This window comes from Azospirillum sp. A26 (assembly GCF_042604635.1).
Classification (GTDB): domain Bacteria; phylum Pseudomonadota; class Alphaproteobacteria; order Azospirillales; family Azospirillaceae; genus Azospirillum; species Azospirillum palustre.
The window spans coordinates 681844-707086 of sequence record NZ_CP170472.1; the positions used below are offsets into that span (position 1 = coordinate 681844).

Annotated in this window: 23 protein-coding genes; 14 read left to right on the top strand and 9 right to left on the bottom strand. The window is 68.3% G+C overall.

Features of this window, described 5'->3' with window-relative positions:
• Positions 1-80: 80 nt before the first annotated feature.
• From ABNQ39_RS03700 to rpsF, 5 genes are all read right to left on the bottom strand, one after another.
• Positions 81-1349, bottom strand: coding sequence for a class I SAM-dependent methyltransferase (locus ABNQ39_RS03700; RefSeq protein WP_376959045.1), 1269 nt, complete (start codon positions 1347-1349; stop codon positions 81-83).
• 254 nt (positions 1350-1603) lie between these two features.
• Positions 1604-2167: a 50S ribosomal protein L9 gene (rplI, locus tag ABNQ39_RS03705; protein ID WP_376959047.1), complete on the bottom strand. Its 564-nt coding sequence runs from the start codon at positions 2165-2167 to the stop codon at positions 1604-1606.
• Entirely contained in the window at positions 2167-3126 is a 960-nt protein-coding gene (locus ABNQ39_RS03710; RefSeq protein WP_376959049.1) for a DUF2232 domain-containing protein, read from the bottom strand. Before ABNQ39_RS03710 ends, rplI begins: the two co-directional genes overlap by 1 nt.
• A gap of 49 nt (positions 3127-3175) precedes the next feature.
• Positions 3176-3445, bottom strand: coding sequence for a 30S ribosomal protein S18 (rpsR, locus tag ABNQ39_RS03715; RefSeq protein ID WP_012974291.1), 270 nt, complete (start codon positions 3443-3445; stop codon positions 3176-3178).
• A complete protein-coding gene (gene rpsF, locus ABNQ39_RS03720) occupies positions 3446-3886 on the bottom strand; it encodes a 30S ribosomal protein S6 (protein WP_376959052.1) in 441 nt (146 codons plus the stop codon).
• Between the two features lie 425 nt (positions 3887-4311).
• Between rpsF and ABNQ39_RS03725 the strand changes: the two genes are divergently transcribed.
• From ABNQ39_RS03725 to ABNQ39_RS03755, 7 genes are all read left to right on the top strand, one after another.
• Entirely contained in the window at positions 4312-5298 is a 987-nt protein-coding gene (locus ABNQ39_RS03725) for an acyltransferase family protein (RefSeq protein ID WP_376959054.1), read from the top strand.
• 257 nt (positions 5299-5555) lie between these two features.
• Positions 5556-6497 (top strand): ACP S-malonyltransferase, encoded by a 942-nt coding sequence (gene fabD / locus ABNQ39_RS03730; RefSeq protein WP_376959056.1) that lies wholly within the window; start codon positions 5556-5558, stop codon positions 6495-6497.
• 41 nt (positions 6498-6538) lie between these two features.
• Entirely contained in the window at positions 6539-7276 is a 738-nt protein-coding gene (gene fabG / locus ABNQ39_RS03735; RefSeq protein WP_376959058.1) for a 3-oxoacyl-[acyl-carrier-protein] reductase, read from the top strand.
• Between the two features lie 188 nt (positions 7277-7464).
• Positions 7465-7704 (top strand): acyl carrier protein, encoded by a 240-nt coding sequence (locus tag ABNQ39_RS03740; RefSeq protein WP_014247969.1) that lies wholly within the window; start codon positions 7465-7467, stop codon positions 7702-7704.
• A gap of 127 nt (positions 7705-7831) precedes the next feature.
• The gene (gene fabF, locus ABNQ39_RS03745) at positions 7832-9094 is read left to right on the top strand and encodes a beta-ketoacyl-ACP synthase II (protein ID WP_376959061.1); all 1263 of its coding nucleotides are present in this window, start codon (positions 7832-7834) and stop codon (positions 9092-9094) included.
• A 49-nt stretch (positions 9095-9143) separates the two neighbouring features.
• Positions 9144-10151 carry an endolytic transglycosylase MltG gene (gene mltG, locus ABNQ39_RS03750; protein ID WP_376959063.1) on the top strand — a complete coding sequence of 336 codons (1008 nt, stop codon included), beginning with the start codon at positions 9144-9146 and terminating at the stop codon, positions 10149-10151.
• Between the two features lie 94 nt (positions 10152-10245).
• The gene (locus ABNQ39_RS03755) at positions 10246-10554 is read left to right on the top strand and encodes a DUF2934 domain-containing protein (RefSeq protein ID WP_376959065.1); all 309 of its coding nucleotides are present in this window, start codon (positions 10246-10248) and stop codon (positions 10552-10554) included.
• Between the two features lie 39 nt (positions 10555-10593).
• On the opposite strand, the gene ABNQ39_RS03760 is transcribed toward ABNQ39_RS03755, so the two are convergent.
• Together ABNQ39_RS03760 and ABNQ39_RS03765 are read right to left on the bottom strand one after the other, a co-directional pair.
• Positions 10594-10833 (bottom strand): hypothetical protein, encoded by a 240-nt coding sequence (locus ABNQ39_RS03760; protein WP_098740022.1) that lies wholly within the window; start codon positions 10831-10833, stop codon positions 10594-10596.
• 244 nt (positions 10834-11077) lie between these two features.
• Positions 11078-13081 (bottom strand): methyl-accepting chemotaxis protein, encoded by a 2004-nt coding sequence (locus ABNQ39_RS03765; protein ID WP_376959067.1) that lies wholly within the window; start codon positions 13079-13081, stop codon positions 11078-11080.
• 215 nt (positions 13082-13296) lie between these two features.
• On the opposite strand from ABNQ39_RS03765, the gene ABNQ39_RS03770 reads away from it, so the two are divergent.
• The 7 genes from ABNQ39_RS03770 (at position 13297) to recG (ending at position 23937) form a co-directional block, all read left to right on the top strand.
• Entirely contained in the window at positions 13297-14523 is a 1227-nt protein-coding gene (locus ABNQ39_RS03770) for a methyl-accepting chemotaxis protein (protein ID WP_376959069.1), read from the top strand.
• Complete coding sequence (locus tag ABNQ39_RS03775; protein ID WP_376959071.1) at positions 14520-15446, top strand: CheR family methyltransferase; 927 nt, start codon at positions 14520-14522, stop codon at positions 15444-15446. Before ABNQ39_RS03770 ends, ABNQ39_RS03775 begins: the two co-directional genes overlap by 4 nt.
• A complete protein-coding gene (locus ABNQ39_RS03780; RefSeq protein ID WP_376959073.1) occupies positions 15443-16897 on the top strand; it encodes a chemotaxis protein CheW in 1455 nt (484 codons plus the stop codon). The genes ABNQ39_RS03775 and ABNQ39_RS03780 overlap by 4 nt, the downstream gene beginning before the upstream one ends.
• Positions 16894-17973 carry a chemotaxis-specific protein-glutamate methyltransferase CheB gene (gene cheB / locus ABNQ39_RS03785; protein WP_376959075.1) on the top strand — a complete coding sequence of 360 codons (1080 nt, stop codon included), beginning with the start codon at positions 16894-16896 and terminating at the stop codon, positions 17971-17973. Before ABNQ39_RS03780 ends, cheB begins: the two co-directional genes overlap by 4 nt.
• Before the next feature lie 56 nt (positions 17974-18029).
• On the top strand, positions 18030-18452 hold the full coding sequence (locus ABNQ39_RS03790) for a response regulator (protein ID WP_376959077.1): 423 nt from the start codon (positions 18030-18032) through the stop codon (positions 18450-18452).
• A 39-nt stretch (positions 18453-18491) separates the two neighbouring features.
• Entirely contained in the window at positions 18492-21440 is a 2949-nt protein-coding gene (locus tag ABNQ39_RS03795) for a chemotaxis protein CheA (RefSeq protein WP_376959079.1), read from the top strand.
• 415 nt (positions 21441-21855) lie between these two features.
• Entirely contained in the window at positions 21856-23937 is a 2082-nt protein-coding gene (gene recG, locus ABNQ39_RS03800) for an ATP-dependent DNA helicase RecG (protein WP_376959081.1), read from the top strand.
• Here recG and ABNQ39_RS03805 read toward each other — a convergent pair.
• Both ABNQ39_RS03805 and ABNQ39_RS03810 read right to left on the bottom strand, forming a co-directional pair.
• A complete protein-coding gene (locus ABNQ39_RS03805; protein ID WP_376959083.1) occupies positions 23889-24725 on the bottom strand; it encodes a DUF502 domain-containing protein in 837 nt (278 codons plus the stop codon). The genes recG and ABNQ39_RS03805 overlap by 49 nt on opposite strands.
• Positions 24726-24822: 97 nt before the next feature.
• Positions 24823-25224, bottom strand: coding sequence for a hypothetical protein (locus ABNQ39_RS03810; protein ID WP_376959085.1), 402 nt, complete (start codon positions 25222-25224; stop codon positions 24823-24825).
• Positions 25225-25243 lie beyond the last annotated feature (19 nt).

The window sequence follows — 25243 nt, forward strand, 5'->3', positions numbered from 1 at the left end:
TGGTATTACCGGTTGGCCGGATTGTGGCCCTTTGACGGCTGAATGCCGCGTTGGGGCCGCAAATCCAGTGCTTGGAACGGTCAGGCCGCCGACTCCGGCGTGCGTGAGGGCCGCCGTTCCGCCGGATGACCGGCCGATGTGTCGGCAAGGTCGCGTTCCGCATTCAGCATGTAGTCGCGGGTCAGAGGCACCGCTCCCAGCGAGCGTGCAACCTGGACCTGGAACACCATGTGCCCTTGCAGCCGGAAGGCCAGTTCGGCGCCGGCCAGATAGAATTCCCACATGCGGCAGAACCGCTCGTCGTAGAGAGCCTTGGCCTCCTCCCAGCGGTCGAGGAAGCGGGCACGCCAGTGGCGCAGCGTTTCGGCATAGTGCAGGCGCAGCACCTCCAGGTCGGTGGCGAACAGGCCGGACCGTTCGATGACCGGCAGCACCTCCGACAGGGCAGGGGAGTAGCCGCCGGGGAAGATGTATTTGCGGATCCAGGGGTTGGTGCTCGCCGGTCCGTCAAGCCGGCCGATGGAGTGGATCAACGCCACCCCTTCCTCGTTCAGCATCTCGCGCACCGCCGCGAAGTAATCGCGGTAATGCGGTACGCCGACATGCTCGAACATGCCGACCGAGACGATTCGGTCGAAGGACCCCCGGTGGGCAGCGGCGAATTCGCGATAGTCGCGCAGCTCGAAGGTGACCCGGTCGGCCAGCCCCGCCTCCTCCGCCCGCTGGCGGGCGACCGCCAGCTGCTCGGACGACAGCGTGATGCCGGTCACCCGCGCCCCGGTGTGCCGCGCCAGATAGAGCGCCATGCCGCCCCAGCCGCAACCGATGTCAAGCACCCGCATACCCGGCACGATCAGCAGCTTGGCTGCGATGTGCCGCTTCTTGGCCTCCTGCGCCTCGTCCAGCGATATCCCCGGCTCCGGGAAATAGGCGCAGGAATACTGCATGTCCCGGTCGAGAAAGAGTTGATAGAACTGACGTGACAGGTTGTAGTGGTGTTCCACATTCTGCCGCGACCGCTGCATCGGGTTGTATTGCTGCACATGGCGCAGCAAGGGCGACAGTGACTCCAACGCCCGGCCCAGAGCACCTTGCACTTCGGCGCCGCTCATCAGCATCGCCAGCAGGTCGTAGATGGTGCCGCCCTCAATCGAAAAGCGGCCGTCCATATAGGCTTCGCCAAAACGCAGGCGGGGATTGATCAGCAGGTCGCGCTCGACCCTGCGGTCATGGAGGCGAAGGGTCAGATGTGGAGGACCGGAGCCGATCCGGTGATGCTTTCCATCGGCCGTAACGAGAGTCAAGGTTCCGTCGCCCTTGGCGGCGGCAAGCAGACGAACCAGCAGCATGCCGAACTCCTTCCGCGGTGCCGTCTAAGCATCGCGCGCAGGGAGGGGGGCGACAATTCGTCAATCGGTCAGAACTGCTACCCAATTGGGCATTGCTGCCCTATGCGCAGAGTTATGTTCGGAGATGCTCCGCCGGTCCCTGAACGCGGAAAACCGCCCGGCCCCTGGTGGGGTGGGCGGTTTCCGGACGAGCGGCGCGACGGTGCCGCGAAAACCCTGAAGGCGTCCTCGGGGTTGCCGCGGCAGAAGGGCTATCAGCCCTCCTCTTCCTCGGTCGCGGTCTCTTCGACGTAGGTCTCTTCCTCGTCGTCGTCGTCGCGCAGGTCGGCGGCGGTGATCATGCCACCGCGCTGGGCCTGCAACTCGGCTTCTTCAGCCGAACGGGCGACGTTGACCGTGACCGCGATCGACACTTCCGGGTGCAGGACGACGCGCAGCTTGAACAGACCCAGGGTCTTGATCGGGGTATCGATCTGGACCTGCTTGCGGTCGGTCTTGTAGCCGGCGGCGGTCAGCGCGTCGGAGACGTCGCGGGTGGTCACGGAACCGTACAGGACGCCGGTCTCGGCGGCCTGACGGATCACGACGACCGTCACGTTGTCCATCTTGGTCGCGACATGCTCGGCGTCCTTGCGGCGCTCGAGATTCACAGCCTCAAGGTGGGCCTTCTGCTTGTCGAAGACAGCCAGGTTCGCCTTGGTGGCGCGCATGGCCTTCCGCTGCGGCAGCAGATAGTTGCGGGCGAAGCCGGGACGCACATTGACGACCTGGCCCATCTGGCCGAGCTTCTCGACCCGCTCCAGCAGAATAACTTCCATCACTCGTCCTCCTGACCGGGGGCCGCGGGGGAAAACCGGCGGCGCAGCCCGATCCATTGCTCGATCATGCCCAGGCCGACCAAAAGCAGGATCGGCCACCCGAAGAGAAACAGCATCATGTAGAAGCCAACCAGGATCAGCGTTCGCGCCGATTTGCTGCTGGCGAATACATGAACCACCGAAAGTCCGGCGAAGGCGAACGGGATTGCCAGGATCAGGGCCAGATTGACCGCCAGGAACCCGACGGTTCCCGGTACGGCCGATGCCGCCGCGACCGACACCGCGAACAGCGGCGCCAACCAGCTCGGCAGCTCCAGCTCGGCCAGACGCATGGCAGGGCGCCGGTTGCGGCCGAACCGCATCAGCGCCCCCTGCGCCAGCACCGCGTTGACGATCGTCATGACAAGCCATGAGACCGCAACCAGTCCCGGCAGGACGGCCGCCACCCAGAATGCCTCGGGATCCGGGGCCGGCTGGCCCTGCGAGCGGAACGCCGGCTCGACGACTCGGGCCAGGGTCTGCCGCATCAGCCCTTCGAGCCCACCGGGCTCTCCGAGCGTCAGGATCACCGCGGCGAGCAGCGCCGCCACGCCCATCCCGGTCAGGCCCATCAGGACCCGGCCGGGCGGATACCATTCAAGGGATCCATCTTCCCGCGAGCGCGCCAGCAGCGACTGCCGCACCACCAGGATCGCCGGGGCAGCCCCGGTCACCAGGTAGGACAGCGCCACCAGCATGCTGCCGGAAGTGCCCAGCATCACCGCGGCGGCACCGGCCAGACCGGCCAGCGCCACCACCGGAGCCCCCAGCCACAGTCCCGTCAGGAACAGGGGCAGGGGGGCCAGATAGCCCAGGATCAGCGCACCCATCCCGCCGAATGTGACCGACAGGTAGAAGAACGCGCTCGCCAGACCGCCGCCGACGGCGACCACCAGCGGAACGGCCGGACCCAAGGCCATGGAAACCCCTTGAAGAACCTTCACCGAAACAGTTCGGCCGTTGCCGGGCTTACTTCACCACGTAGGGGAGAAGGGCCAGGAAACGGGCGCGCTTGATGGCGCGGGCCAGTTCGCGCTGCTTCTTCGTCGAGACCGCGGTGATGCGGCTCGGGACGATCTTCCCGCGCTCGGAGATGAAGCGGGACAGCAGCTTGACGTCCTTGTAGTCGATCGCCGGGGCGTTCGCGCCCGAGAACGGGCAGGTCTTGCGGCGACGGAAGAACGGGCGGCGAGCGCCGCCGGTGCGGGCCGGAGCGCCCGTGGTCTGCTTGTCGGACATTTACGCGGACTCCCCTTCGGCGGCGGCAACGTTTTCCTGGCGACGCGGCGGACGCGGGCCACGGTCGTCGAAGCGACGCGGACCACGATCACCACGCTCGCCGCGCTCACCACGCTCGTTGCGGCTCTGCATCATCGCCGACGGGTTGGCGTCGAGTTCGTCGACACGCACGGTCATGAAGCGCAGCACGTCTTCGCTGATGCTCATGTTCCGCTCCATCTCGGCGACGGCGGCGGCCGGCGCGTCGATGTTGAAGAGGGTGTAGTGACCCTTGCGGTTCTTCTTGATCTTGTAGGTGAGGGTCTTCAGACCCCAGTATTCGTTCTTGGCGATCGTGCCGCCGTTGTCGCGAACGATCTGGGCGAACTGCTCAGAGAGCTGTTCGGCCTGGGCGGCCGAAATGTCCTGGCGCGCGATCAGCACGCACTCGTAAAGTGCCATTGCACTCCCCATGGCTGTTCATGGTCCGGCGCTGCGCCCCATCCCTCATGGATCGGATCAGCCGCCCGGGCCTAGCCGGCGGCGGACCGACGGCAAGGAGTTATGAAGCGGCGCAGTATGCACAGGCCGGCGGTGGTAGCAAGCGGAAAACCTCCCCGCCTTTTGGAAAATCTATACCGGCCATAGGGTGTTGTCCGGATGAACGGCTGTGCTGCCCGGATGAACACCGCTGCGCTTGCCGGGAATGGGCTGGGTAGGGGTGGGGCAAGGGTGGATATCGCGCGGGATACGGTCCGGCGCATTTGACCGAAGTGCAATACACTGCCCCAGACGCCATCTTGCGACTGCCGCTCCCGGCGGGCCATGCGTCGAATCGCCCACGCATGCTCCGCCGGCGGCATGACAGCCCGGTGCCTGGAGTAGCCATGCGCAAGAACATGTTGCCGTACCATGTCGTGGAACTGAGAGGGTTGGCCTGCATCCTGCTGGTCGCCTATCACGTGGTCGGCATTCCCGGATCCGGAATGCAGGTGGCGGAGGGGTCGATCTACCGCTACGCCACCGACAGCTTCGAACTGATCCGTATGCCGCTCTTCACCTTCATCTCAGGCTTGGTCTATGCCCTCAACCCGGCCCGGAGCGACCGGTTGAAGACCTTCTTCGCCAAGAAGCTTCGCCGCCTGGGCTTCCCGTTCCTGGTGGTGTCCGCCATCTTCTATTTCCTGCAGACGCATGCGCCGGGCGCGAACGGAAGTTTCGTCCCCGAGTCGATGTGGCGGATCTATGTCTATCCCTATGCCCATTTCTGGTATTTGCAGGCGCTTTTCCTGATCTTCTCCGTCGTGGCGCTGCTCGACGCGCTCCATGCCATGGACAGACCGGGCGGATTCGTGCTGGCAATGGCCGCAGCGGTGGCGGCCTGCCTGACGGTCCATGTCGAATCGAACATCTTCTCGATCAACGAGGCCTGCTTCCTGTTGCCGCACTTCCTGTTCGGGGTGGGCGTCACACGGTTCCGGGCGATGGTCCCGCGGCAGACGATGCTGGCGGCGGCCGGTGCCGCGCTTGCCCTCGGTGTCGCGCTTCATCAGGCATCGCTGTGGGGGTATCTGCCCCATTTCGGCTGGAACAGCAGCGTTGCCCTGTTGTGCGGCATGGGCGGAGCGGTGACCCTGCTGCATGCCATGCCGTCGAGCCGGATTTTCCGGACCGTCGGCGCCTCTTCCTATGCGATCTACCTGCATCATGCCCTGTTCGCCGCCGGCACGCGGGTGGTTCTGCACCATGTGGAGGCTCCGGACGGCGTGATTTTCTGGGGGGCTCTGCTTTCCGGCCTGATCGGCCCGATGGTGCTGGAGATGCTGGCGCAGGTCAGGCCATGGAGCAGGGTGGCGCTGATGGGCAAGGCATGACCGCAGGCCTTTGATTTGTGCCGCGGCAGACGGTGCAAGACCCGGTGAGCGGCACCTCTGTGCGAGCCCACGAACAACCCCTTCGGAATGGCGGTTTTTCGTGGGCTTTCTGCCTCAATACGTGGCGTTTTATCGCGCCATTGTCGCTTTGGTCATCGCGCGTCGCTTGACTTGCTCAAAAGTGAGGGTATGACTGTCGCCCAATCCATGGTGCCGCCGCAGGGGCGGGGCGCATTCATCCAGGGTTTCACCGAAGCATGACCAGGGCGTTCGTCTTTCCGGGGCAGGGCAGCCAGGCCGTCGGCATGGGCCGCGAACTCGCCGAGGCGTTCGAAGTCGCTCGTCACACCTTTGAAGAGGTGGACGACGCGCTGAACCAGCGGCTGTCGCGCCTGATGGTCGAGGGCCCCGAGGCCGATCTGACCCTGACCGAAAACGCCCAGCCCGCCCTGATGGCGGTCAGCGTCGCGGTGATGCGGGTGCTGGCGAGCGAGGGCGGTGTCGATCTGTCCAAGCATGCCACCTTCGTCGCCGGCCATTCGCTGGGCGAGTATTCGGCGCTATGCGCTGCCGGCGCCTTCTCGCTGGGCGACACCGCGCGTCTGCTGAAGCTGCGCGGCCAGGCCATGCAGAAGGCCGTTCCGGTCGGCAAGGGCGCCATGGCGGCCCTGCTGGGTGCCGATCTGGACCAGGCGCAGGCGATTGCCGCCGACGCGGAGCAGGGCGAGGTGTGCAGCATCGCCAACGACAATTCGGTCGGACAGGTGGTGATCTCCGGCAGTGCCGACGCCATCGACCGTGCCATCGCGCTGGCGGCGGAACGCGGTCTGAAGCGCTCCGTGCGTCTGCCGGTGTCCGCTCCCTTCCACTGCTCGCTGATGCAGCCGGCCGCCGACGCCATGGCGGAGGCTCTGGCGAACGTCACGATTTCCGCGCCGGTGGTTCCGGTGGTTGCCAACGTCACCGCCTCGGCGGTGTCCGATCCCAACGCCATCCGCCGCCTGCTGGTCGAGCAGGTGACCGGCATGGTCCGCTGGCGCGAATGCGTGCTCTATATGAAGGAGCAGGGCGTCGAACGGCTGGTCGAGGTCGGGTCGGGCAAGGTGCTCGCCGGGCTGACCAAGCGCATCGACAAGGATATGGCGGCGGTGTCGGTCGGCACCCCGGCCGATGTCGAGTCGTTCCTGAAAACCCTGTGATTGTATCAGCACTCTGATAAATCAGCGTCATGAGGCCATCCATGTTTGACCTGACCGGCAAGTCGGCCCTCGTCACCGGCGCGTCCGGCGGCATCGGCGCGTCGATCGCCCGTGCGCTGCACGCCCAGGGCGCCGCCGTCGCGCTGTCCGGCACCCGCGTCGCCCCGCTGGAGGCCCTGGCCGCCGAGCTGGGCGAGCGTGCCTTCGTCGTGCCCGGCAACCTGTCGGAGGCCGCCGCCACCGAACAGCTGTTCAAGGACGCCGAGGCGGCGCTGGGCAAGATCGACATTCTCGTCAACAATGCCGGCCTGACCCGCGACCAGATCGCCATGCGCCTGAAGGACGAGGACTGGCAGTCGGTTATCGACGTGAACCTGACGGCGGCCTTCCGCCTGTCGCGGGCCGCCATGCGCGGCATGATGAAGCGCCGCTGGGGCCGCATCATCAACATCACGTCGATCGTCGGCGTTACCGGCAACGCGGGGCAGGCGAACTACGCCGCCTCCAAGGCCGGCCTGATCGGCATGTCGAAGTCGCTGGCGGCCGAACTGGGCTCGCGCAGCATCACGGTCAATTGCGTCGCGCCGGGCTTCATCGCCACGGCCATGACCGACGCGCTGAACGACGAGCAGAAGCAGAAGCTGCTCCCGTCTATCCCGGCCGGCCGCATGGGCCAGTCGGACGAGATCGCCGCCGGGGTCGTGTACCTCGCGAGCGAGGAGGCCGCCTACGTCACCGGCCAGACGCTGCATATCAACGGCGGCATGGCTATGATCTGATGAGGATCAGACGGGGCGGCATCGCCACGTGTGAAGAACGGCGCCAACCAGGCTCGCTCGCGGGTGCTGGTCAAGGCTGCTGAAATGTGTTATCGGACGGGGCTTTTCGCGGCAGGACGGCACGTTCTTCGCGTGTTGCTCCGACCGGATTATCCCGAGCGGTTTCAAGGATTGGAAGGTCTTAAAAGATGAGCGACATCGCCGAGCGCGTGAAGAAGATCGTTGTGGACCACCTGGGTGTCGAGGAGTCGAAGGTGGTGGAGAACGCCTCCTTCATCGACGATCTGGGCGCTGACAGCCTCGACACCGTCGAGCTGGTCATGGCCTTCGAGGAAGAGTTCGGTGTAGAGATCCCGGACGACGCCGCGGAGAAGATTCTGTCGGTGAAGGACGCCATCGACTTCATCAAGGCCAACGCCGCCGCCTGATCGGGCCGCGGGCATTGAGCCCCCGAGGGCCAGGCAAACCGCATTTGCAACACCAGCAGCGCGGGGCCTGGCCGTCGACGACCAGATCGTCGACAGTTTATTCGAGGAAAGGTCAAGGAACAGCCTCATGAGACGTGTCGTCGTCACCGGACTCGGTATGGTCACGCCGCTCGGCGTCGGCCACACGCTGAACTGGGAGCGGCTGATTTCCGCCACGTCGGGAATCCGCGGCATCACGGGGTTCGACGCTTCGGACCTGGCCTCCAAAGTCGCCGGGCAGGTCCCGCGCGGAAACGGTGAGGGCGAATTCAACGCCGACACCTTCATTCCGCCGAAGGACCAGCGGAAGATGGATGATTTCATCATCTTCGCCATCGCCGCGGCGCAGGAAGCAATCAAGGATTCGGGTTGGGTTCCCCAGACCGATGAAGAGCGCGAGCGGACCGGCGTCATGGTCGGTTCGGGCATCGGCGGCCTTCCGGGCATCGCCGACGGCGCCGTCACCCTGCACGAAAAGGGTCCGCGCCGCCTGTCGCCCTTCTTCATCCCGGCCTGCCTGATCAATCTGGCCTCCGGCCATATTTCGATCCAGCACGGCTTCAAGGGCCCCAACCATGCGGTCGTCACCGCCTGCTCGACCGGCGCGCACGCCATCGGCGACGCTGCCCGTCTGATCATGTGGGACGATGCAGACATCATGGTCGCCGGCGGTACGGAGGCGGCGGTCAGCCGTCTCGGCGTCGGCGGTTTCGCCGCCATGCGCGCGCTGTCCACCAGCTTCAACGACACGCCCGATAAGGCGTCGCGCCCCTATGACAAGGACCGTGACGGCTTCGTCATCGGCGAGGGTGCCGGTGTCGTCGTGCTGGAGGAACTGGAGCACGCCAAGAAGCGCGGCGCCACCATCTATGCCGAAGTCGTCGGTTACGGCATGTCCGGCGACGCGCACCACATCTCCGCTCCGGCGGAAGATGGCAATGGCGGTTTCCGCGCCATGAAGGCCGCGTTGAAGCGCGCCGGGATGAACCCGTCCGATATCGATTACGTCAACGCCCATGGCACCTCGACGCCGCTCGGCGACGAGATCGAGCTGGGGGCGGTGAAGCGCCTGTTCGGCGACGCCATGGACAATCTGGCGATGTCCTCCACCAAGTCGGCCATCGGCCACCTGCTGGGGGCCGCCGGTGCGGTCGAGGCGATCTACTCGATCAAGGCGATCAACCACGGCATCGTGCCGCCCACGCTGAATCTCGAGAATCCGTCCGAGAGCTGCCTGGGTGTCAATCTGGTGCCGAAGGTGGCGCAGGAGCGCCGCGTGCGCGCCGCGCTGTCGAACTCCTTCGGATTCGGCGGCACCAATGCCTCGCTGGTGTTCAAGGAATTTGCGTAAACGAAGCGCCGCACCCGCGTTGCGGTCTGCAGTCTTCAAGAGGTGAGCGATGGGCTGGGGTCTCCGGATTTTTGCGGGGACGCTGGTCCTCGCTGTCGGCGCGGCGGGCGGAATCGGTGTCTGGGGCTACCAGCGCTATTCGGCCCCCGGACCGTTGGAGCAATCCGAAACGGTCATCATCCCGCGTGGCAGCGGGTTGGAGGCCATCGCCATCACGCTGGGCGACTCCGGCGTGATCGGTTCACCGCTTGTGTTCGCCGCCGCGGCCAAGCTATCTGGCACCTTCCGTGAGTTGAAGGCCGGCGAATACCAGTTCCCTGCGGGAATCAGCATCGAAGGCGTCCTGGAGCAGATGCGCCAGGGCCGCACCGTGGTACGTCGCTTCACCGTGCCGGAAGGGCTGACCTCCGCCCAGGTGGTTGCACTGCTGGCACGGGAAACCGGACTGACCGGCGATCTGCCCAAGCCGCCGAAGGAAGGCTCCCTTCTGCCGGAGACCTACCACTTCGCCTATGGCGACAGCCGCGCCGCCCTGATCGAACGGATGCAGACGGCGATGACCCAGGCGCTTGGCGAGGCCTGGAAGAACCGCGATCAGAATTTGCCGTTCGAAACGCCGCAGCAGGCCTTGACGCTCGCCTCCATCGTCGAGAAGGAGACCGGCATCGCCGCGGAGAGGCCGCGGGTGGCGGGGGTTTTCGTCAACCGGCTGGAAGCCGGCATGAAGCTGCAATCCGATCCGACGGTGATCTATGCGCTGACCGATGGCAGCGGCGAGCTGGGGCGGGCTCTGACCCGCAACGACTGGAAGTTCGAGTCGCCCTACAACACCTATGTCGCCACCGGCCTGCCGCCGGGGCCAATCGCCAATCCAGGCAAGGCCTCGATCCAGGCGGTGATGAAGCCCGAGCGGCACGAGTTCCTGTATTTCGTCGCCGACGGCACCGGCGGCCACGTCTTCGCCAAGTCGCTGGCCGACCACAACCGCAACGTCACCAAATGGCGCGAGGTCCAGCAGAGCCGGCAGCCCGAGCACGGCGAAACGTCATCGGAGTGACGGCCGATAACGATCCGCTTGGTTGCGCGCAATCGAGGAATTCGGCAGTCTTTGCATCGCAGCGAAACTGACCACCATTCCCCGGGGAGATGTAATGAGCGTGGATGTCGAACAGCGCATCCGTGATCGCGCCTATGCGATCTGGCTGGAAGAGGGCTGTCCCCATGGCCGCGATGCCGACCATTGGGCCCAGGCCGAACATGCAGTCCAGGCCGAACACGCGGTCCTGGCCGAAGCGGTTGCCGTTTCCGATCACGCGCCGGTCGTCGCCGTGGTGAAGGCTCCGCGCAAGACCACCAACGCCAAGCCGCGCGGTGTGGTGAAGCCCGCCGAGGCGGAAGCCGTGCCTGCCGAGCCCCCGAAGACGCGCAAGCCGCGGACCCGCAAAGCGGTCACCGCCTGATCTGTCGCGGCCCGACCGGTCGCAGGATGGCGTCCGGGGTCAGGCGGCGTTCGAAGCCTGCGGCAGTTGCAGGTTGGAAATGACCATCACCCCGGCGGTCGTGCCGTAGGACTTGCGGGCGGCGCGCAGAGCGTCCAGCGCCTCCGTAAGGCTTTCCTCGGCGAAACCCGGAGCCAGCCCGGCCAGTTCCCGCTCCGTCAAATCGATGAAGGCGTCCAGCAGGCGCGCGTGGATGCGGCTGGCCAAGCGGACTTCATCGGCGACCTTCTGTGCGGGCATGGGGAACTCCCTTGGTGTCGTGTGGGTCTAATGTTCAGTAGAGTGTCTTCTCGGGATCGAGCGTTCCCGCAAACCGATTAGGCGTGGAATAGGGTTAAAAGAACTTTAAATGCCATGTAATCCCGGCTGGGATTAAGAATTACCACTTCAGAGACTGGCGCTGGTTGGCCTGTGCAGCAGAATGCAGCACCAGAAACGCTCCCAGGGCTCGCTTCCTGTTCAGAACTTCGGCAAAGGTCAAGCTTCAGCTGGCTTGAAAGCGCGACACCTGACGGCGCGTCTCATCGGCGAGGCGGGAGAGATGCAGCATCGTTGCGGCGATCTCCTCCGACGCGGCGGCATTCTTGGAGGCGACGGTGCGCACGCTCTCGACCGACCGCTCGATCTCGCGAACGGAGGCCTGCTGTTCTTCCATGGCGACCGCGACCGATTGAAAAGCGCCGTCGATGCGGTCGACCCGCTCGGCCAGACCGTCCATCCGGCGCCGCGCCTGCTCGGTGACGGCCTTGCCTTCTTCGGCCAGTGCGGCAGCCGCTTCGATGATCTCGGCGATCTGGCGGGCGCTTTCGACGGCGTTGTCAGCGAGCTTGCCGACCTCCTCGGCCACCACCTCGAAGCCCTTGCCCTGCTCGCCGGCGCGGGCAGCCTCGATGGAGGCGTTGACCGACAGGATGTTGGTCTTCACCGCGATCTGGGTGATCGCCTCGGTGATGCGGCCGATGCGCCGGCTGTTGTCGGCGATGGTCTGCGAAACGCGCAGCAGCCGCGCCATGTCCTGCCGCCCACCGTCGGCGAAATCGGCGGCATCCTTCACCATGTCGGACGCATCGCGTGTGCTGTCGGTGACATGGGCGATGGCGCGGGCCGATTGCCCGACCGCGGTAGCAACCTGATCCAGATCGTCGGTCTGTTCCGATGCGCCGTCCGACACATGGGCGATGGCGGTGCTGGCCTGACCGGCGGCGACGGCGACCTGGGTCGCCTGCTCGCCGATGGTGCGGAAAGCCGTGCCGGTTTCCTGCAGCAGGGCCACCATCTCGCCATAGGCCCCATGGAAGTCCGGAGCCTGCCGCGTCTCGGCCGTCTCAAGCGAGTCCACTGGCTTGCCGGACAGCCTGTGCATCTCGCCATGCAGTCCGTGCAGCACCTGGATGACGGTGGCGACGGCGCGGCCGATGGAGCCCAGCTCGTCCTGCCGGCCGGTGTTGGGTACCGCCACCGTCAGATCGCCGTCCGACAGGCGCTGGACCGCCGCGGTGGTGGCGGCGATGGGGCCGGTCAGGCTGCGGGCGATCAGGAAGGACAGGATCGTGCCGGCGGCCAGCGCGCCGAGCGCGCCGCTCCACAACAGCATCACCGCACGCGACCGTCCGGCCTCGCGCTCGGCCGTCTGGGCCGCCACCAGCTGCGTCACCTGATCGTTGACGATCCTGGCGGCATCGCGCATGGCGTCCCGCGCGGCGTTGCGCCGGGCGACGATGTCGGCAACCAGCAGGAACTCCGTCTCGACTCCCATGATGGAGGCGGTCAGCTTCTCCGACTCGCGCAGCGCTTCGCCGTCGTTGGCCGCCTTGCGGACATCGCCGACGACCGCCAGCAGCCGGTCGATGCTGGCGCTGAGGGAGTTGCGGCCGGAACCGCCATGGTCGATCAGGAACTGCTGCACGTCCAGCAGCGCGCCGCGGGTGTCCTGGATCAGCCGCCCGGCGATGGAGACCAGCAGCGCCGAGGATTCCAGTGCCGTCACCGCCGCACGGTCGCCGGGATCGGCCTTCACCCGCACCAGCGCGTCGGCATAGCGCGCTGACTGCTCGTGCGTCAGCGTCTGGGCGATCACCAGCAGGGCGGCGGTCTGCTTGCGCAGCTTCGCCAGGCTGGCGAAACGGTCGACCTCCAGCCCGACCACCTCGTCGAAGGACTTGCGGTAGGCCGCCAGCTTCTCCAGCGCCTCGCGCAACGCCTCCGGAGGTACCGCATGGTCGGGCAGGGCCAACAGCGCCTCGGCATCCGCCTTCAGCTGGTCGGTCAACTGCCGGACCCGCCGGCTGGCGGACGGGTCGACGTCCAGCAGGTAGCGCGATTCCTCCTGCCGGGCACTGTACAGCAGCGTGTCCAGACGGGCGGTCTGGGCGGCGATCTCCACCCGCGAGGCGTAGGTGTTCAGCCCGCTCCAGCCGACGACGGCGACGGCGAGCGTCAGCAGCAGGACGGCGGCGAAGCCCAGGGCGATGCGGGTGGCGATGGACATGCCGGTGGAGGTCCGATCAAGGCCGCCCCGAGGGCGGCGCCGGGTTGAGCGACGGGCAGACGGCGGAAGCCCCGCGTGACCTGCGGCATCCCGGTCCATCTGCCGGATTCACCTTGCTTCGGTTGGGGTGCATCCGGCAAGTCATAAGGGTGGCGTGCGGTCTCCGCGAGATGTCGCGGGATGCCGCTGGTCGTTCGTGAGGAGCCTGTACTGCGATGTCCCTTCCGGCCAGCTTGCGGATCCTTCCCCGTTTCGGACTCGCCGTTCTTCTGCCCGCGGCGGCAGCGCTCGTTCCCCTTCTGCTTCCCCAGGCGGTTCCGGACGCCGCGCCGCAGACCGTCTGGCTCGCCACAGGCGGCGCGCTTGCCCTGGCGCTGCTGATCGACTGTGTCCTGGCGCTCGATCTGTCGGACGCGATGACGCGGCTGGAGGCGGCTGCGGACCGCCTCGCCGCCGGAACGCCGGTCCCTGGAATGTTAGATGATGCATCCGCGCTGTCTGTCCGCGATGACGAGGCGGGAGGCATTGCCGCGGCGCTCGCCCGTGTCGCCCGGACCCAGGACAGTCTCCATGCGACCCTCCGCCGCCTGACGCATGAGGCCGACGGCGACGCACCGGTGGCAACACCTCTTCCCGGCCGCTATGGCGAGATGGCGGCGCTCGTGGAGGACGCCCGTGCCTCCTTCCGGAACATCGGCCAGCAGGCCGCCCAGGTCGCCGTCGCCGCCGGGCAGGCCAGCACCGCGGTGTCGCAGGTCGCCGACGGCGCCGCCATCCAGACCGAGGATCTCGACCGGGTGGTGAATGCGGTCGGCCGCTCCGTCCGGGCCATCGCCGATGTCACCGACAGCACCCGCGCCGCCTCCGACATGGTGCGCGTCACCGCCGGAATCGCCGACCGCGGCAAGGCGGAGATGGCGCGGCTGGTCCGTGTTTCCCAGACCATCGGCGACAACAGCCGCCGCATCGGCCGCATCACCGAAGCCATCACTCAGATCGCGGTGAAGACCAACATCCTGTCGGTCAACGCCTCCATCGAGGCCGCCCGCGCCGGCGAGCAGGGCAAGGGCTTCGAGGTGGTCGCCGAGGAGGTCGGCAAGCTCGCCGACAACGCCGTCGAAAGCGCCCGCCAGATCGCCGAGATCGTCGAGGCCGCTGCGACGATGGCGGAGGAGGGGATGGCCGCCACGGCGGAAGTGGTGCAGATGATGGACGGCATCGCCGAGCGGGTCGCCCAGATCGACCGCATGGTCCAGTCGGTCGCCGCGGCCATGGCCCACCAGCAGGACCATATCGTCGAGATCGAATCGAACGTCGGCAACATCCGCACCGTTGCCTCCAAGAACGCCGCCGCGTCGGAGGAGATCACCGCGACCATGGTCCACCTGTCCCGGCTGGCCGACGACACCCGGCGGCTGGCCGAACGCTTCCGGGCGTCGTGACCGGCGCCGCCGTTCCTCCTGCGTCCGGATCGGATGGTCCGCTGCACGGTCTGGTGCGGCGGCTGCTGGAGGATGTCCGGCGCAAGGCTGGGATCCGCCACGACCGCCCGCTGGAGCGCAAGCTGGTGCGCATCCTGGCGGCGATGCCGCTGGCGGTGCTGGAGGACTGGGTGGCGCAGATCGAAGGGGCGCCGGCCGACAGCCCGGACTGGCTGAGCCTGATCGAGAATCTGACGATCCATGAAACCTATTTCTTCCGCGACCTGCCGCATCACGCCTATCTGCGCGGCCATCTGCTGCCGCGCCTGATCGCCGAACGCGCCGCGACCCGGACCCTGCGGCTGTGGAGCGCCGGCTGCGCCACCGGGGAGGAGGCCTACGGTCTCGCCATCGTGACGCTGGAGGCATTGGCCGACGCCGGGCACGCATGCCGCACCGCCCAGGGGCTGGAAACCGACTGGACCGTCGAGGTCCTTGGCACGGACCTCAGCCGCATCGCCGTGCGGCAGGCCGCCAACGCCTGCTATGGCGGCGAGGGGCTGGGCCCCTTCCGCGAAATGCCGGCGGACTACGGGAACTGGTTCGTGCCGCTGGGGGCGGAGGCACCGCTGCACCGCCGGGTGCATGGCGATGCCCGTCGGGTGGTGCGCTTCGCCCGCCACAATCTGATGGATGAGTCCCTGCCGGATGGGGTGCCGGCCGGTGGCTTCGATCTCGTGTCCTGCCGCAACGTCATGATCTATTTCGACGACGACAGCCGCGAGCGGGCGCTCTCCCTGCTGACCGCGGCGGTGGCGCCGGGCGGCTGGCTGGTGCTCGGCACCACCGACCGGCTGCCGGACGACCGCTGCCGGGGGCATGGCTTCGAACGCCATCGCGGCGACCGCGCGCTCGCTTACCGGCGGGGAGGGGCGGCGGCATGACGACCTGCGGCTATCTCACCTTCGACATCGCCGGCACGCCCTTCGCCGTCGCCGCGGATCGGGTGGAGGAAGTGGCGGAGCCGACCGGCATCACCCGGCTGCCCTTCGCCCCGCCGCAAGTGGAGGGGCTGGCGAATGTCGCCGGCCGCATCCTGCCGGTGCTGGACGTCACCGGCTACCCGTCGTTGCGGCTGGCCTGGGGCGGCGGACGGCGCGGCGGACTGCTGATCGTGCTGCGCGCCGGGGCCGGCGTGCTGGCACTTCGCGCCGGCCGCATCGGCGGTACGCTGACGGCAGAGCGGGTGGGGCTGTGCGCGGCGGAGCCGGAGGATGGCGGAACACCGGTGGCCGGCCGGCTGCGTCATGGCGACCGGTTCCTGCGGCTGCTCGACCCCGACCTGATCCAGCTGGGGCGCGGCGGGGCGCTCGCCATTCCGGGGCTGGCGGATGCCGATGCGCTGTCCGGCGGTGCCGCCGAGCCTCCCGACCCGTCGCGCGAGCGCGCCACCATCCGCCTGCTGATGGTCGAGGTCGCCGGCCACCCCCATGCGCTGGAGATGGCCGATCTGCTGCTGGTTTTCCCCATCGGCGACCTGCATCCGCTGCCCCATGCGCCGGCGCTGGTGCGCGGCGTGGCGCGGGTGCAGAAGCGGTCGATCCTGGTCACCGATCCGCTCGGTGCCGGTGCCGATGCCAGTGCAGGTATCGGAGGTCGGCCCGGCGGCTACGCCGTCGTCCTGCGGACACGCCGGGGGCCGGTGGGCGTGCGGGTGGATGGGGTGCGGGGCGTGGTGCGCGTGCCGCTGGACCGTCTGCGCGCGGGAGAAGCCGGGGCGGCGGCCCGGATCGTGGACTATGATGGACTCTGGCTCGACGTGAGGAGCGTGGCGCGCATGCTGGGCGATCGACTCGACGACATCGGCCGCTTCGTGCCCGAGGGCGGCGATCCCGATGACGATCTGGCGGAAAGCCGCCTGCCGCGCCGCTTCTACCGCCGCTTCCTCACCCTGGTGGTGGAGGCCCGCATCTATGCGCTGGAGTTCGAAAGGGTCCGCCGCGTGGTGGAGGTATCGGACCGGCTGCGCCTGCCGCAGGGCGCCGAGAGCTTCGACGGGCTGACCGATGTTGATGGCCGCATCCTTCCGGTTCTCGATCTGCGCCGCCTGCTGGCGCGGGCGCCGGTCGGTGCCGCTCCCGCCACGCCCGGCATCGCGGTCCTGGTGGAGATCGACGGCGGGACCGTGGCGGTGATCGCCGACGAGATCCAACGCATCCGCAAGATCGACAGCGAGGATGTCGACCCGCTGTCCGACCGCCTGACCGCCGCGGTGATCCGCCTGGACAATGCCCTGATCCCGGTTCTGCGGCCCGAAGGCCTGACTGCCGCCGCGGCTGCCGGCACCAGGGTGCTGCCCCTCGGAGACGCCCGGAGCGAGGCCGCAGTGCCATGACCGATCCGCGCATCCGCCTGCTGGTGGTGGACGACAGCAACTTCGTCCGCATCGCGCTCCGCAAGATGCTGGAGCCGGCGTCCGACATCGAGATCGTCGGCGAGGCGCGCAACGGTGCCGAGGCCCTGCGCCTGTCGCGGAAGCTCAAGCCGCACGTGGTGGCGATGGACCTGAACATGCCGGTCATGGACGGGATCGAGTCGGTTCAGGCCATCGCCGCAGAGAAAGGACCGCCTTGCATCATGGTTTCCAACGAAACCTCGGAGGGGGCGGCCGCCACCATCCGGGCGCTGGAAACCGGGGCGGTGGATTTCGTCTGCAAGAACAGCTCCTTCATCACCTTCGACATGGCGTCCATCGAACGCCAGCTGACCGAGAAGGTGCGCCACTGGGGCCGCTGGCGCATGGCCATGACGGGGGAGCGGGCCGCCGATTCCGTTGCGGCCCCCGTGGCAGACCCCACACCCGAACCGCCTCGGTCCCCGCGTCCGTCCATCCGCGGACGCCGCCCCGACCTCGTCGTCGTCGGCGTATCCACCGGCGGGCCGGTGGCGCTGGCGGAGTTGCTGGGCGCGCTCGGACCGCTGCCCTGTCCGCTGGTGGTGGCGCAGCATATGCCGGCCAGTTTCACCGCCGGTTTCGCCGCGTCGCTCGCCCGGTCGCTCGGCCGGCCGGTGGCGGAGGGGGGCGACGGCGAGACGCTCGACGCGGAAGCCGTCACCATCCTGCGCGGCGGCGGCGACTGGGCGGTGCGCCGCGGCACCGCCGGCCGTTTCACGCTGCATGCCGCAGACCCGGCCGGCGCCATCTACCACCCCTCGGCCGACCGGCTCTTCCGCAGCGCCGCGGAAGCGGCGGAGTCGCCGGTCGCCGTCGTCCTGACCGGCATGGGAGACGACGGCAGCAGCGGGGCGGCGGCCTTCGCAGAACGCCGCTTTACCGTTCTGGTCCAGGATCCGGCGACCTGCGCGGTCGACGGCATGCCAAGGGCGGCAATCCGTGCCGGTATCGCCACGGAGGTGTTGCCGGTTACGTCAATCGCCCGCAAGCTGAACGCTCTTTTCACACTCTCCTGACAGTCAGGCAGACCCCGGAAGCCGACAGGCGCTGCAAACATAGGAAGCTTTTACTCATGGCGAAGCCGACGATCCTGCTGGTCGATGACTCGGTGCTTATGCGCACCATCATCGGCGACATCGTGCGCGCCGACGACGAACTGTCCCTCGTGGGCGCGGCCGAAAACGGCAAGGTGGCTCTGGAGATGGTCAAGAGCCTGAAGCCCGACATCGTCCTGCTCGACATCGAGATGCCGGAGATGTCGGGGCTGGAGGTGATGGAGCATCTGTCGCTGATGTCGCGCGCCAAGGTCATCATCATCTCCTCTGTCGCGCAGGTCGGCTCGCCCGAAGCGAACGAGGCCCGCGCCCTGGGGGCGGTGGAGATCATCGCCAAGCCGTCCGGCACCATGAGCCTCGACCTTGCCCACAAGAAGGGTCACGACATCGTCGCCGCCATTCGCCGCGCCGCCGGCTTGCCCCCGCCCGTGAGGCCCTGATCCGTCCGGTGAGGCGCCTTCTTTCGTGAGCGGTGACCCATGACCAGCGAACTGATCGAGACCCTGTGGCGACAGTTCGGCGTCGAGGCCGGCGAACATTTCGACCTGCTGGAAAAGCTGCTGTCCGCCGGCCCCGGCAATGGATCGGAGGCGGAACGGATCGCCGCCCTGTTCCGCTCCTTCCATTCGCTGAAGGGGGCTGCCCGCGCCATGGACCTTTTCGCGATGGAAGCGGTGGCGCACCGGGCGGAAACCATCCTCGGCCGTGTGCGCGGCGGCGCGCTGGCGCTGACGGAGGAGGTCGCCGCCCCGCTGCTGGAGGCTCTGGACGCGTTGCGCGGGCTTGCCGAGGCCGGCATGCGCGACCGCCGCGACGGGCAGGCGCCAGCCGACCTGCTGGCGCGGCTCGACGCGCTGGGCGGGGAGAACCCCACCGCCAAGCCTGTTCCCGCCGCTCCGCCCCCGCCCCCGCCTGTGCGTCTGCACGAGAATGAGCGGATGCTCGGTCTGTTCGTCGGGTTGCTGCATGACGGGATGGCGACGCTGACCCGTGCGCTCGACCTCGACACCCTGGACGAGGAGGGAGTCCGCAGCGTCGACGACACGGCCGACCGGCTGGAACTGGCCTGCGAGCGGCTGAATTTCCTGCCCTTCGCCGACACGCTGCGCCGGTTCCGCGAGGCGCTGTCCGCCCGTGACGCCGATGCCATCCTGCGCGAGCTTCAGGCCGTCGCCACCGCCAGCGCCCGCATCGGGCGGCTGACAGGTAAGGATGCCGGCGCAGCGATCCTGGCGACCCTGCTGGCCGACCACAACGCCCAGATCCTTGCCCAGGGCGGCGCCCGCGCCGATGCGCTGCTGGCCGATCCGGCGGCGCTGGCAGAAGCGTCCGTTGCCGCCGAACTTGCCGGCCTGCTCGACCGCATGGCGGCGACGCTGGACATCGTCCGGCTGCCGCGCGGCTCCGCCCTGCTGCGGGTGCTGGCCGACGTGATGCGCCGTACGCCCGCCGCCGACCATCCCGACTGGCCGGTCCTGCTGGCCGACGCCCGCAGCATGCTCGCCGATCTGGCGGTTAGGGTTGCGCGCGATCCGGCCGAGGATCTCGACGCCGACGGGATGGCCGCGCTGGAAGCCCGGCTGCGTGCCTTCGTCGATGCCGTCTCGGCTGAGCGGGAAGCGGGCGAGGCGCGCCGTCCGCTGACCGCCGACAATCTGTCGACCCTCGGGCTCGATCCCGGCCTGCTGCGCTTCCTGTCGCCCGACAGCACCGCCGACCTGCGCGCCGCCATTGCCGACCCGGAGATGCGTCTCTACGAGGTCACCGCCTTTCTGGAGACCTCGCCAGAGGTCGCGTCCGGCTTCGTCCAGTGGATGGGCAGCAAGGTGCGCGCCATTACCAACTGGCCGGAGTTCATCGACGGCAAGACCTGGCTGCGTGTGCTGATCGCCTCATCGCAGGAGCTTCCGGCCCTGGCGGACGCTCTGGCCGGCATCGACCCCGGCGGCGGCTTCCTGCGCATCCGCGCCTGCGCGCCGTCCGACCCGGCCTGGGATGGCGGAGAGCCGGTCTCTGCCGACGTGCCGGTCCCTGCCGACGCGCCGTCCCTGCCTGCGGTGCAGTCCGCCGGTGCCCCGGTGGCGACCGCCGCCCCGCCGCCGCCTGCCGCCCCATCCGCCCGGCCGGCGGCGACCGCTGCGGGGGGCGTGCTGCGCGTGCCCGGCGAGGTGATCGACCGCTTCATGGCCCGCATCGACGGCATGGTCCTGCTGTCCGGCGACCTGAACGCCACCGCCAACGATTTGCGGCTGGAGTCGGCGCTCGCCGCCTTGACTGAGCGGCTGGGTGCCGGTGACTCCGACCTGCGTGCCCTGCGCGAGGCGGTCGAGCATCACCGCCGCGATCTGCTGGACCTCGACACCCAGCTCAGCCGCTCGGTCGACCGGCTGCGCGAGGCGGCGCTGGACCTGCGCGTCGTTCCCATCGAAACCCTGTTCAACCAGTTTCCCCGTGTCGTGCGCGAACTGGCACGGGGGCAGGGCAAATCGGTGCGCTTCGCCACCGAGGGCGGCGAGGTCCGCATCGACAAGAGCATGGTGGAGATGCTCTACGACCCGCTGATGCACATGGTGCGCAACGCCATCGACCACGGCATTGAGCCTGCCGCCGACCGCGAGTCGGCCGGCAAGCCGGCCCAGGCCACGCTTTCTCTGCGCGCCATCCAGCGCAACAGCCGCGTCGTGGTCGAGATCGTCGACGACGGCCGCGGCATCGCGACGGAGGCGGTGCGCGCCAAGGCGGTGCGCCAGGGCCTGATCGGCGAGGAGGACAGCCTGAATTTGTCGCCCGATGCGGTGCGGGAGTTCATCTTCGCCCCGGGTTTCTCCACCGCCGATACGGTGACCGAAACGTCGGGCCGCGGCGTCGGCATGGATGTGGTGCGCACCGCAATCACCCGGCTGGGCGGCAGCATCGCCATCCGCACGCGGGAAGGGGTGGGCACCGCATTCGCCATCGACCTGCCGCTGTCGGCGGCGATCCTGCGCACCCTGCTGGTCCAGGTCGACGATCAGGTGCTGGCGATCCCCGACCGCTTCGTCGAGGAGGTCTGCGGCTTCACCGCCGACGATTTCCACCGCGTCTCCGGCTGCTGGACCGTCATGCGCCGCAAGCGGGTGCTGCCGGTGGTCCGCCTCGCCGATGCGCTGGGATTTCCCGCCGACGGGGAGTGGCCGCCGTCCGGCCCCGGTCAGCGCCTCGTCGTCGTGCTGCGCCAGGGTGGACGCCGCATCGGGCTGGAGATCGACAAGCTTCTGCGCCGCGGCGACCTGTTCGTCCGTGAAAGCCATCCCGGACTTGCCGATGTGCCCGGTGTCGGCGGCGTCTCCCTGCTGAACGACGGTCGCATCGTCATCATCCTGGACGGCGACGAACTCTATCGCCTCGCCGCGCTGGCCCAGCGGCGGGAGGCCGACGCGCCGGCCTGATGCACCCGTTCGGCCTGGCCGGTTCATGAAGGGAAATTCATGGTTGAGTCAGGTTGGGGACAGGGCGGACGGGCTAATGTCCTTCTTGTGACGCGGTCGGGCCAGCCCCCCTGAAACACCGGCCCGTCACAGTTGAGCGTCTTCTTATCTGGTGTCTCTTCCCGATGGTTCCCTGCCATCGGACCCGACCGTCCGGTTCTCCCGTTTGCCTCCGGACGGTACCTATCGGCGGAGCGCGTCCAAGCCAATTTCCAGGCCGACGTTGCCCCCCACCATAGGCCCCCTGGCCTTGGGTGCGCTCCGCCGTTCCTTCTTTTCCCCGCCTTTTCCCCGATGCCGTTCAGCAGCCTTGACGCAGCAAGGTCCACCCGGCTTTCTGGTGGCCGTCGAAGGCTTTCCCGGTAGCGACCCGCCCGTGCGTCCCGCCATCCTGTTTCCGCTGTTCAAACCGGTCACGGCACTCCCCGGCCTCGGCCCCCGTCTGGGCAAGCTGGTGGAGAAGCTGGCCGGCGCCCATGTGGTCGATCTGCTGTGGCATCTGCCCTGCGGCGTGGTCGACCGCCGCTTCTCGCCGAAGATCGCGCAGGCGCCGCATGGCCGCATCGCCACCCTGACCGTGCGCATCGATTCGCATGCGCCGCCGGTGAACCCGCGCCATCCCTACAAGATTCGCTGCACCGACGAGACCGGCGTGCTGGAGCTGGTCTATTTCCATATCCGCGGCGACTGGCTGTCGAAGCAGATCCCGGCCGGCACCACCATGGTGGTTTCCGGCAAGGTGGAGTGGTTCAACGACACCGCCCAGATCACCCATCCCGACGCCGTCGTCCCGGTCGACGCTAAGGAAGATCTGGAACTGGTCGAGCCGGTCTATCCGATGACCGCCGGCCTGCCGGCCAAGACGCTGCGCAAGGCGGTGCGCGCCGCGCTGAACGATGTCCCGCCGCTCGACGAGTGGCAGGACCCGGCATGGCTGTCCCGCCGCCAGTGGCCGACCTGGGCCGAGGCGCTGAAGCGCGCCCACACGCCGGAGGATGAAGGCGACCTCGCCGCCACCGCGCCCATCCGCTGCCGCCTCGCCTATGACGAGCTGCTGGCAAACCAGCTCGCTCTGATGCTGGTGCGCGCCAGCCAGCGCCGGTTGGCCGGGCGGGCGACCCAGGGCGACGGCAGCCTGCGGCGCGCCGCTCTGGCGGCGCTGCCCTTCTCCCTGACCGGCTCGCAGGCGTCCTCGCTGGAGGAGATCTATGCCGACATGGCCGCCGAACGGCGGATGCTGCGGCTTCTCCAGGGCGACGTCGGCAGCGGCAAGACCGTGGTCGCCCTGATGGCGATGCTGAACGCGGTGGAGACCGGCGCCCAGGCCGCCCTGATGGCGCCCACCGAAATCCTCGCCCGCCAGCATGCCGAAAGCCTGGCGCCGCTGTGCAGGGCGGCCGGTGTCGAGATCGGGCTGCTGACCGGGCGCGACAAGGGCAAGGCGCGCCAGGCGGTGCTCGACCGGCTGGCGTCCGGCGAGCTGCCGCTGCTGGTCGGCACCCATGCCCTGTTCCAGGAGGATGTCGCCTTCAAGGATCTGGCGCTGGCGGTGATCGACGAGCAGCACCGCTTCGGCGTCCATCAGCGCCTGCAACTGTCGGCCAAGGGGCGGGCGGTCGATGTGCTGGTGATGACCGCGACGCCGATCCCGCGCACGTTGACCCTGACCGCCTATGGCGACATGGACGTGTCGCGCCTGACCGAGAAGCCGGCGGGCCGCAAGCCGGTGCAGACCGTCACCATCGCCCTCGACCGGCTGGAGGAGGTCGTCAACGGCATCCAGCGCAAGGTGGCGGAGGGGGCGCGCGTCTATTGGGTCTGCCCGCTGGTCGACGAATCGGAGCAGAGCGACCTCGCCGCGGCGACCGAGCGCCATGCCTTCCTGCGCGCCACCTTCGGCGACCGCGTCGGGCTGGTCCACGGCAAGATGCGCGGGCCGGACAAGGACGCGGTGATGGCCGCCTTCGCCGAGGGCAGCCTGGATGTGCTGGTCGCCACCACGGTGATCGAGGTCGGCGTGAATGTGCCGGAAGCGACGGTGATGGTGATCGAGCATGCCGAACGCTTCGGCCTTGCCCAGCTTCACCAGCTGCGCGGCCGGGTCGGCCGTGGCGAGAAGCCGTCGAGCTGTCTGCTGATGTTCGAATCGAACTTGACGGAGACGGCGCGGGCGCGGTTGAAGACCCTGCGCGATACCGAGGACGGCTTCGTCATCGCGGAGGAGGATTTGCGCCTGCGCGGTGCCGGCGAGGTTCTGGGCACCCGCCAGTCGGGCCTGCCGGGCTTCCGGATGGCCGACCTCGCGGTGCATGGCGACCTGCTGGCGGTGGCGCGCGACGATGCCCGGCTGGTGGTGGAGCGCGACCCCGACCTCGCCAGCCCGCGCGGACAGGCGCTGCGGACCCTGCTCTACCTTTTCGAACGCGATGCGGCGGCCAAGACCTTGCGGTCGGGCTGATCGCCGTCGCGATCCTCGTCATCCGGATCGGCCGGCATTTCCACCAGGGTAGGGCGGCGGTCGGGCGGGACGACGATGCCGCCGGACATCACCAGCTTCAGCCCATCCTCGACGGTCATGTTCAGCACGGTCACCTCGCGCCGCGGCACCATCGCCAGATAGCCGGCGGTGGGCGGCGCGCAGGGGATGAAGACGTTGACGATGTCGTCGGCTTCGCCGGCCAGCTTCACCTGCACCTCGGGGTGGGCGCTGCCGGTGATGAAGCCCAGCGACCACACGCCGGGGCGCGGATACTGGATCGCCACCACCTCGCGGAAGGCGTTCGACTTCTTGGCCAGCACCGTCTCGAAGATCTGCTTCACCCCGCCATAGACGGAGCGGACGACCGGCATGCGCCCGACCACCCCCTCGCCGACGCCCAGCACCAGCCGGCCGACATAGCCGGCGGCGAAGGCGCCGATCAGGGTGACGGCGATGATCACCACCAGCACGCCGATGCCGGGGATCGAGAAGGGCAGGTAGTTTTCCGGATTGTAGACGCTGGGGATCAGCGGCCGGATATAGCCGTCGATCAGCGAGACGAACCACCAGGCGATATAGACCGTGATGGCGATGGGGGCCGTCACCAGGATGCCGGCCAGGAAATAGGCCCGCAGGCGCCCCATCAACCCGATACCCTCGCGGCGGTGCCGCACCGGCTCGCCCGGATGGCCTTTCGCCTGGGGCTTGCCTTGGGCTTTCGGGTCGGCCTTACCTTCGGCCTTCGGTTCAGTCTGATCTCCGCTCACGCCTGCCCATCCGCCCATCGTCCATCCGCGCCATAGTGGGGCAAGCGCGGCCCGCTCTCAACTGCCGCGTAAGGGGGCGCGGGAATTGGGAAAAGCGTCAGCCGACCAGCGAGCTCGCGATCACGGACAGCAGCGTGACGGCTCCGGCGATGGCGGCGCCGTCGACATGGTTGGGGAAGGCGCGCCAGAACTCGTCCTTCGAGACCGGTTCCGGTGCGTCGTATTCGTCCATCGACAGGCCGGCGGCGAGGCTGCCGCAGGTGTGGTCGGCGATGGCGCCCGACAGGTGCGCCATGGCGACGGCGAGATAGCAGAACTTCACGAAATCCAGCAGGAAGCCCAGCGTGCTGTTCGCCTCGCCCAGCGGGCTGGCGGTGAAGCCGGTGGCGGCCACCGTGCTTGCCATGGCGATGGCTGCCGCCAAGGGGATCAGGGCGACCGACAGCAGCCGTTGCCGGTCGATGCGGCGGGCGGTGGGCACGGGGAACAGGATCGGCATGGTCGGCGCTCCGGGCAAC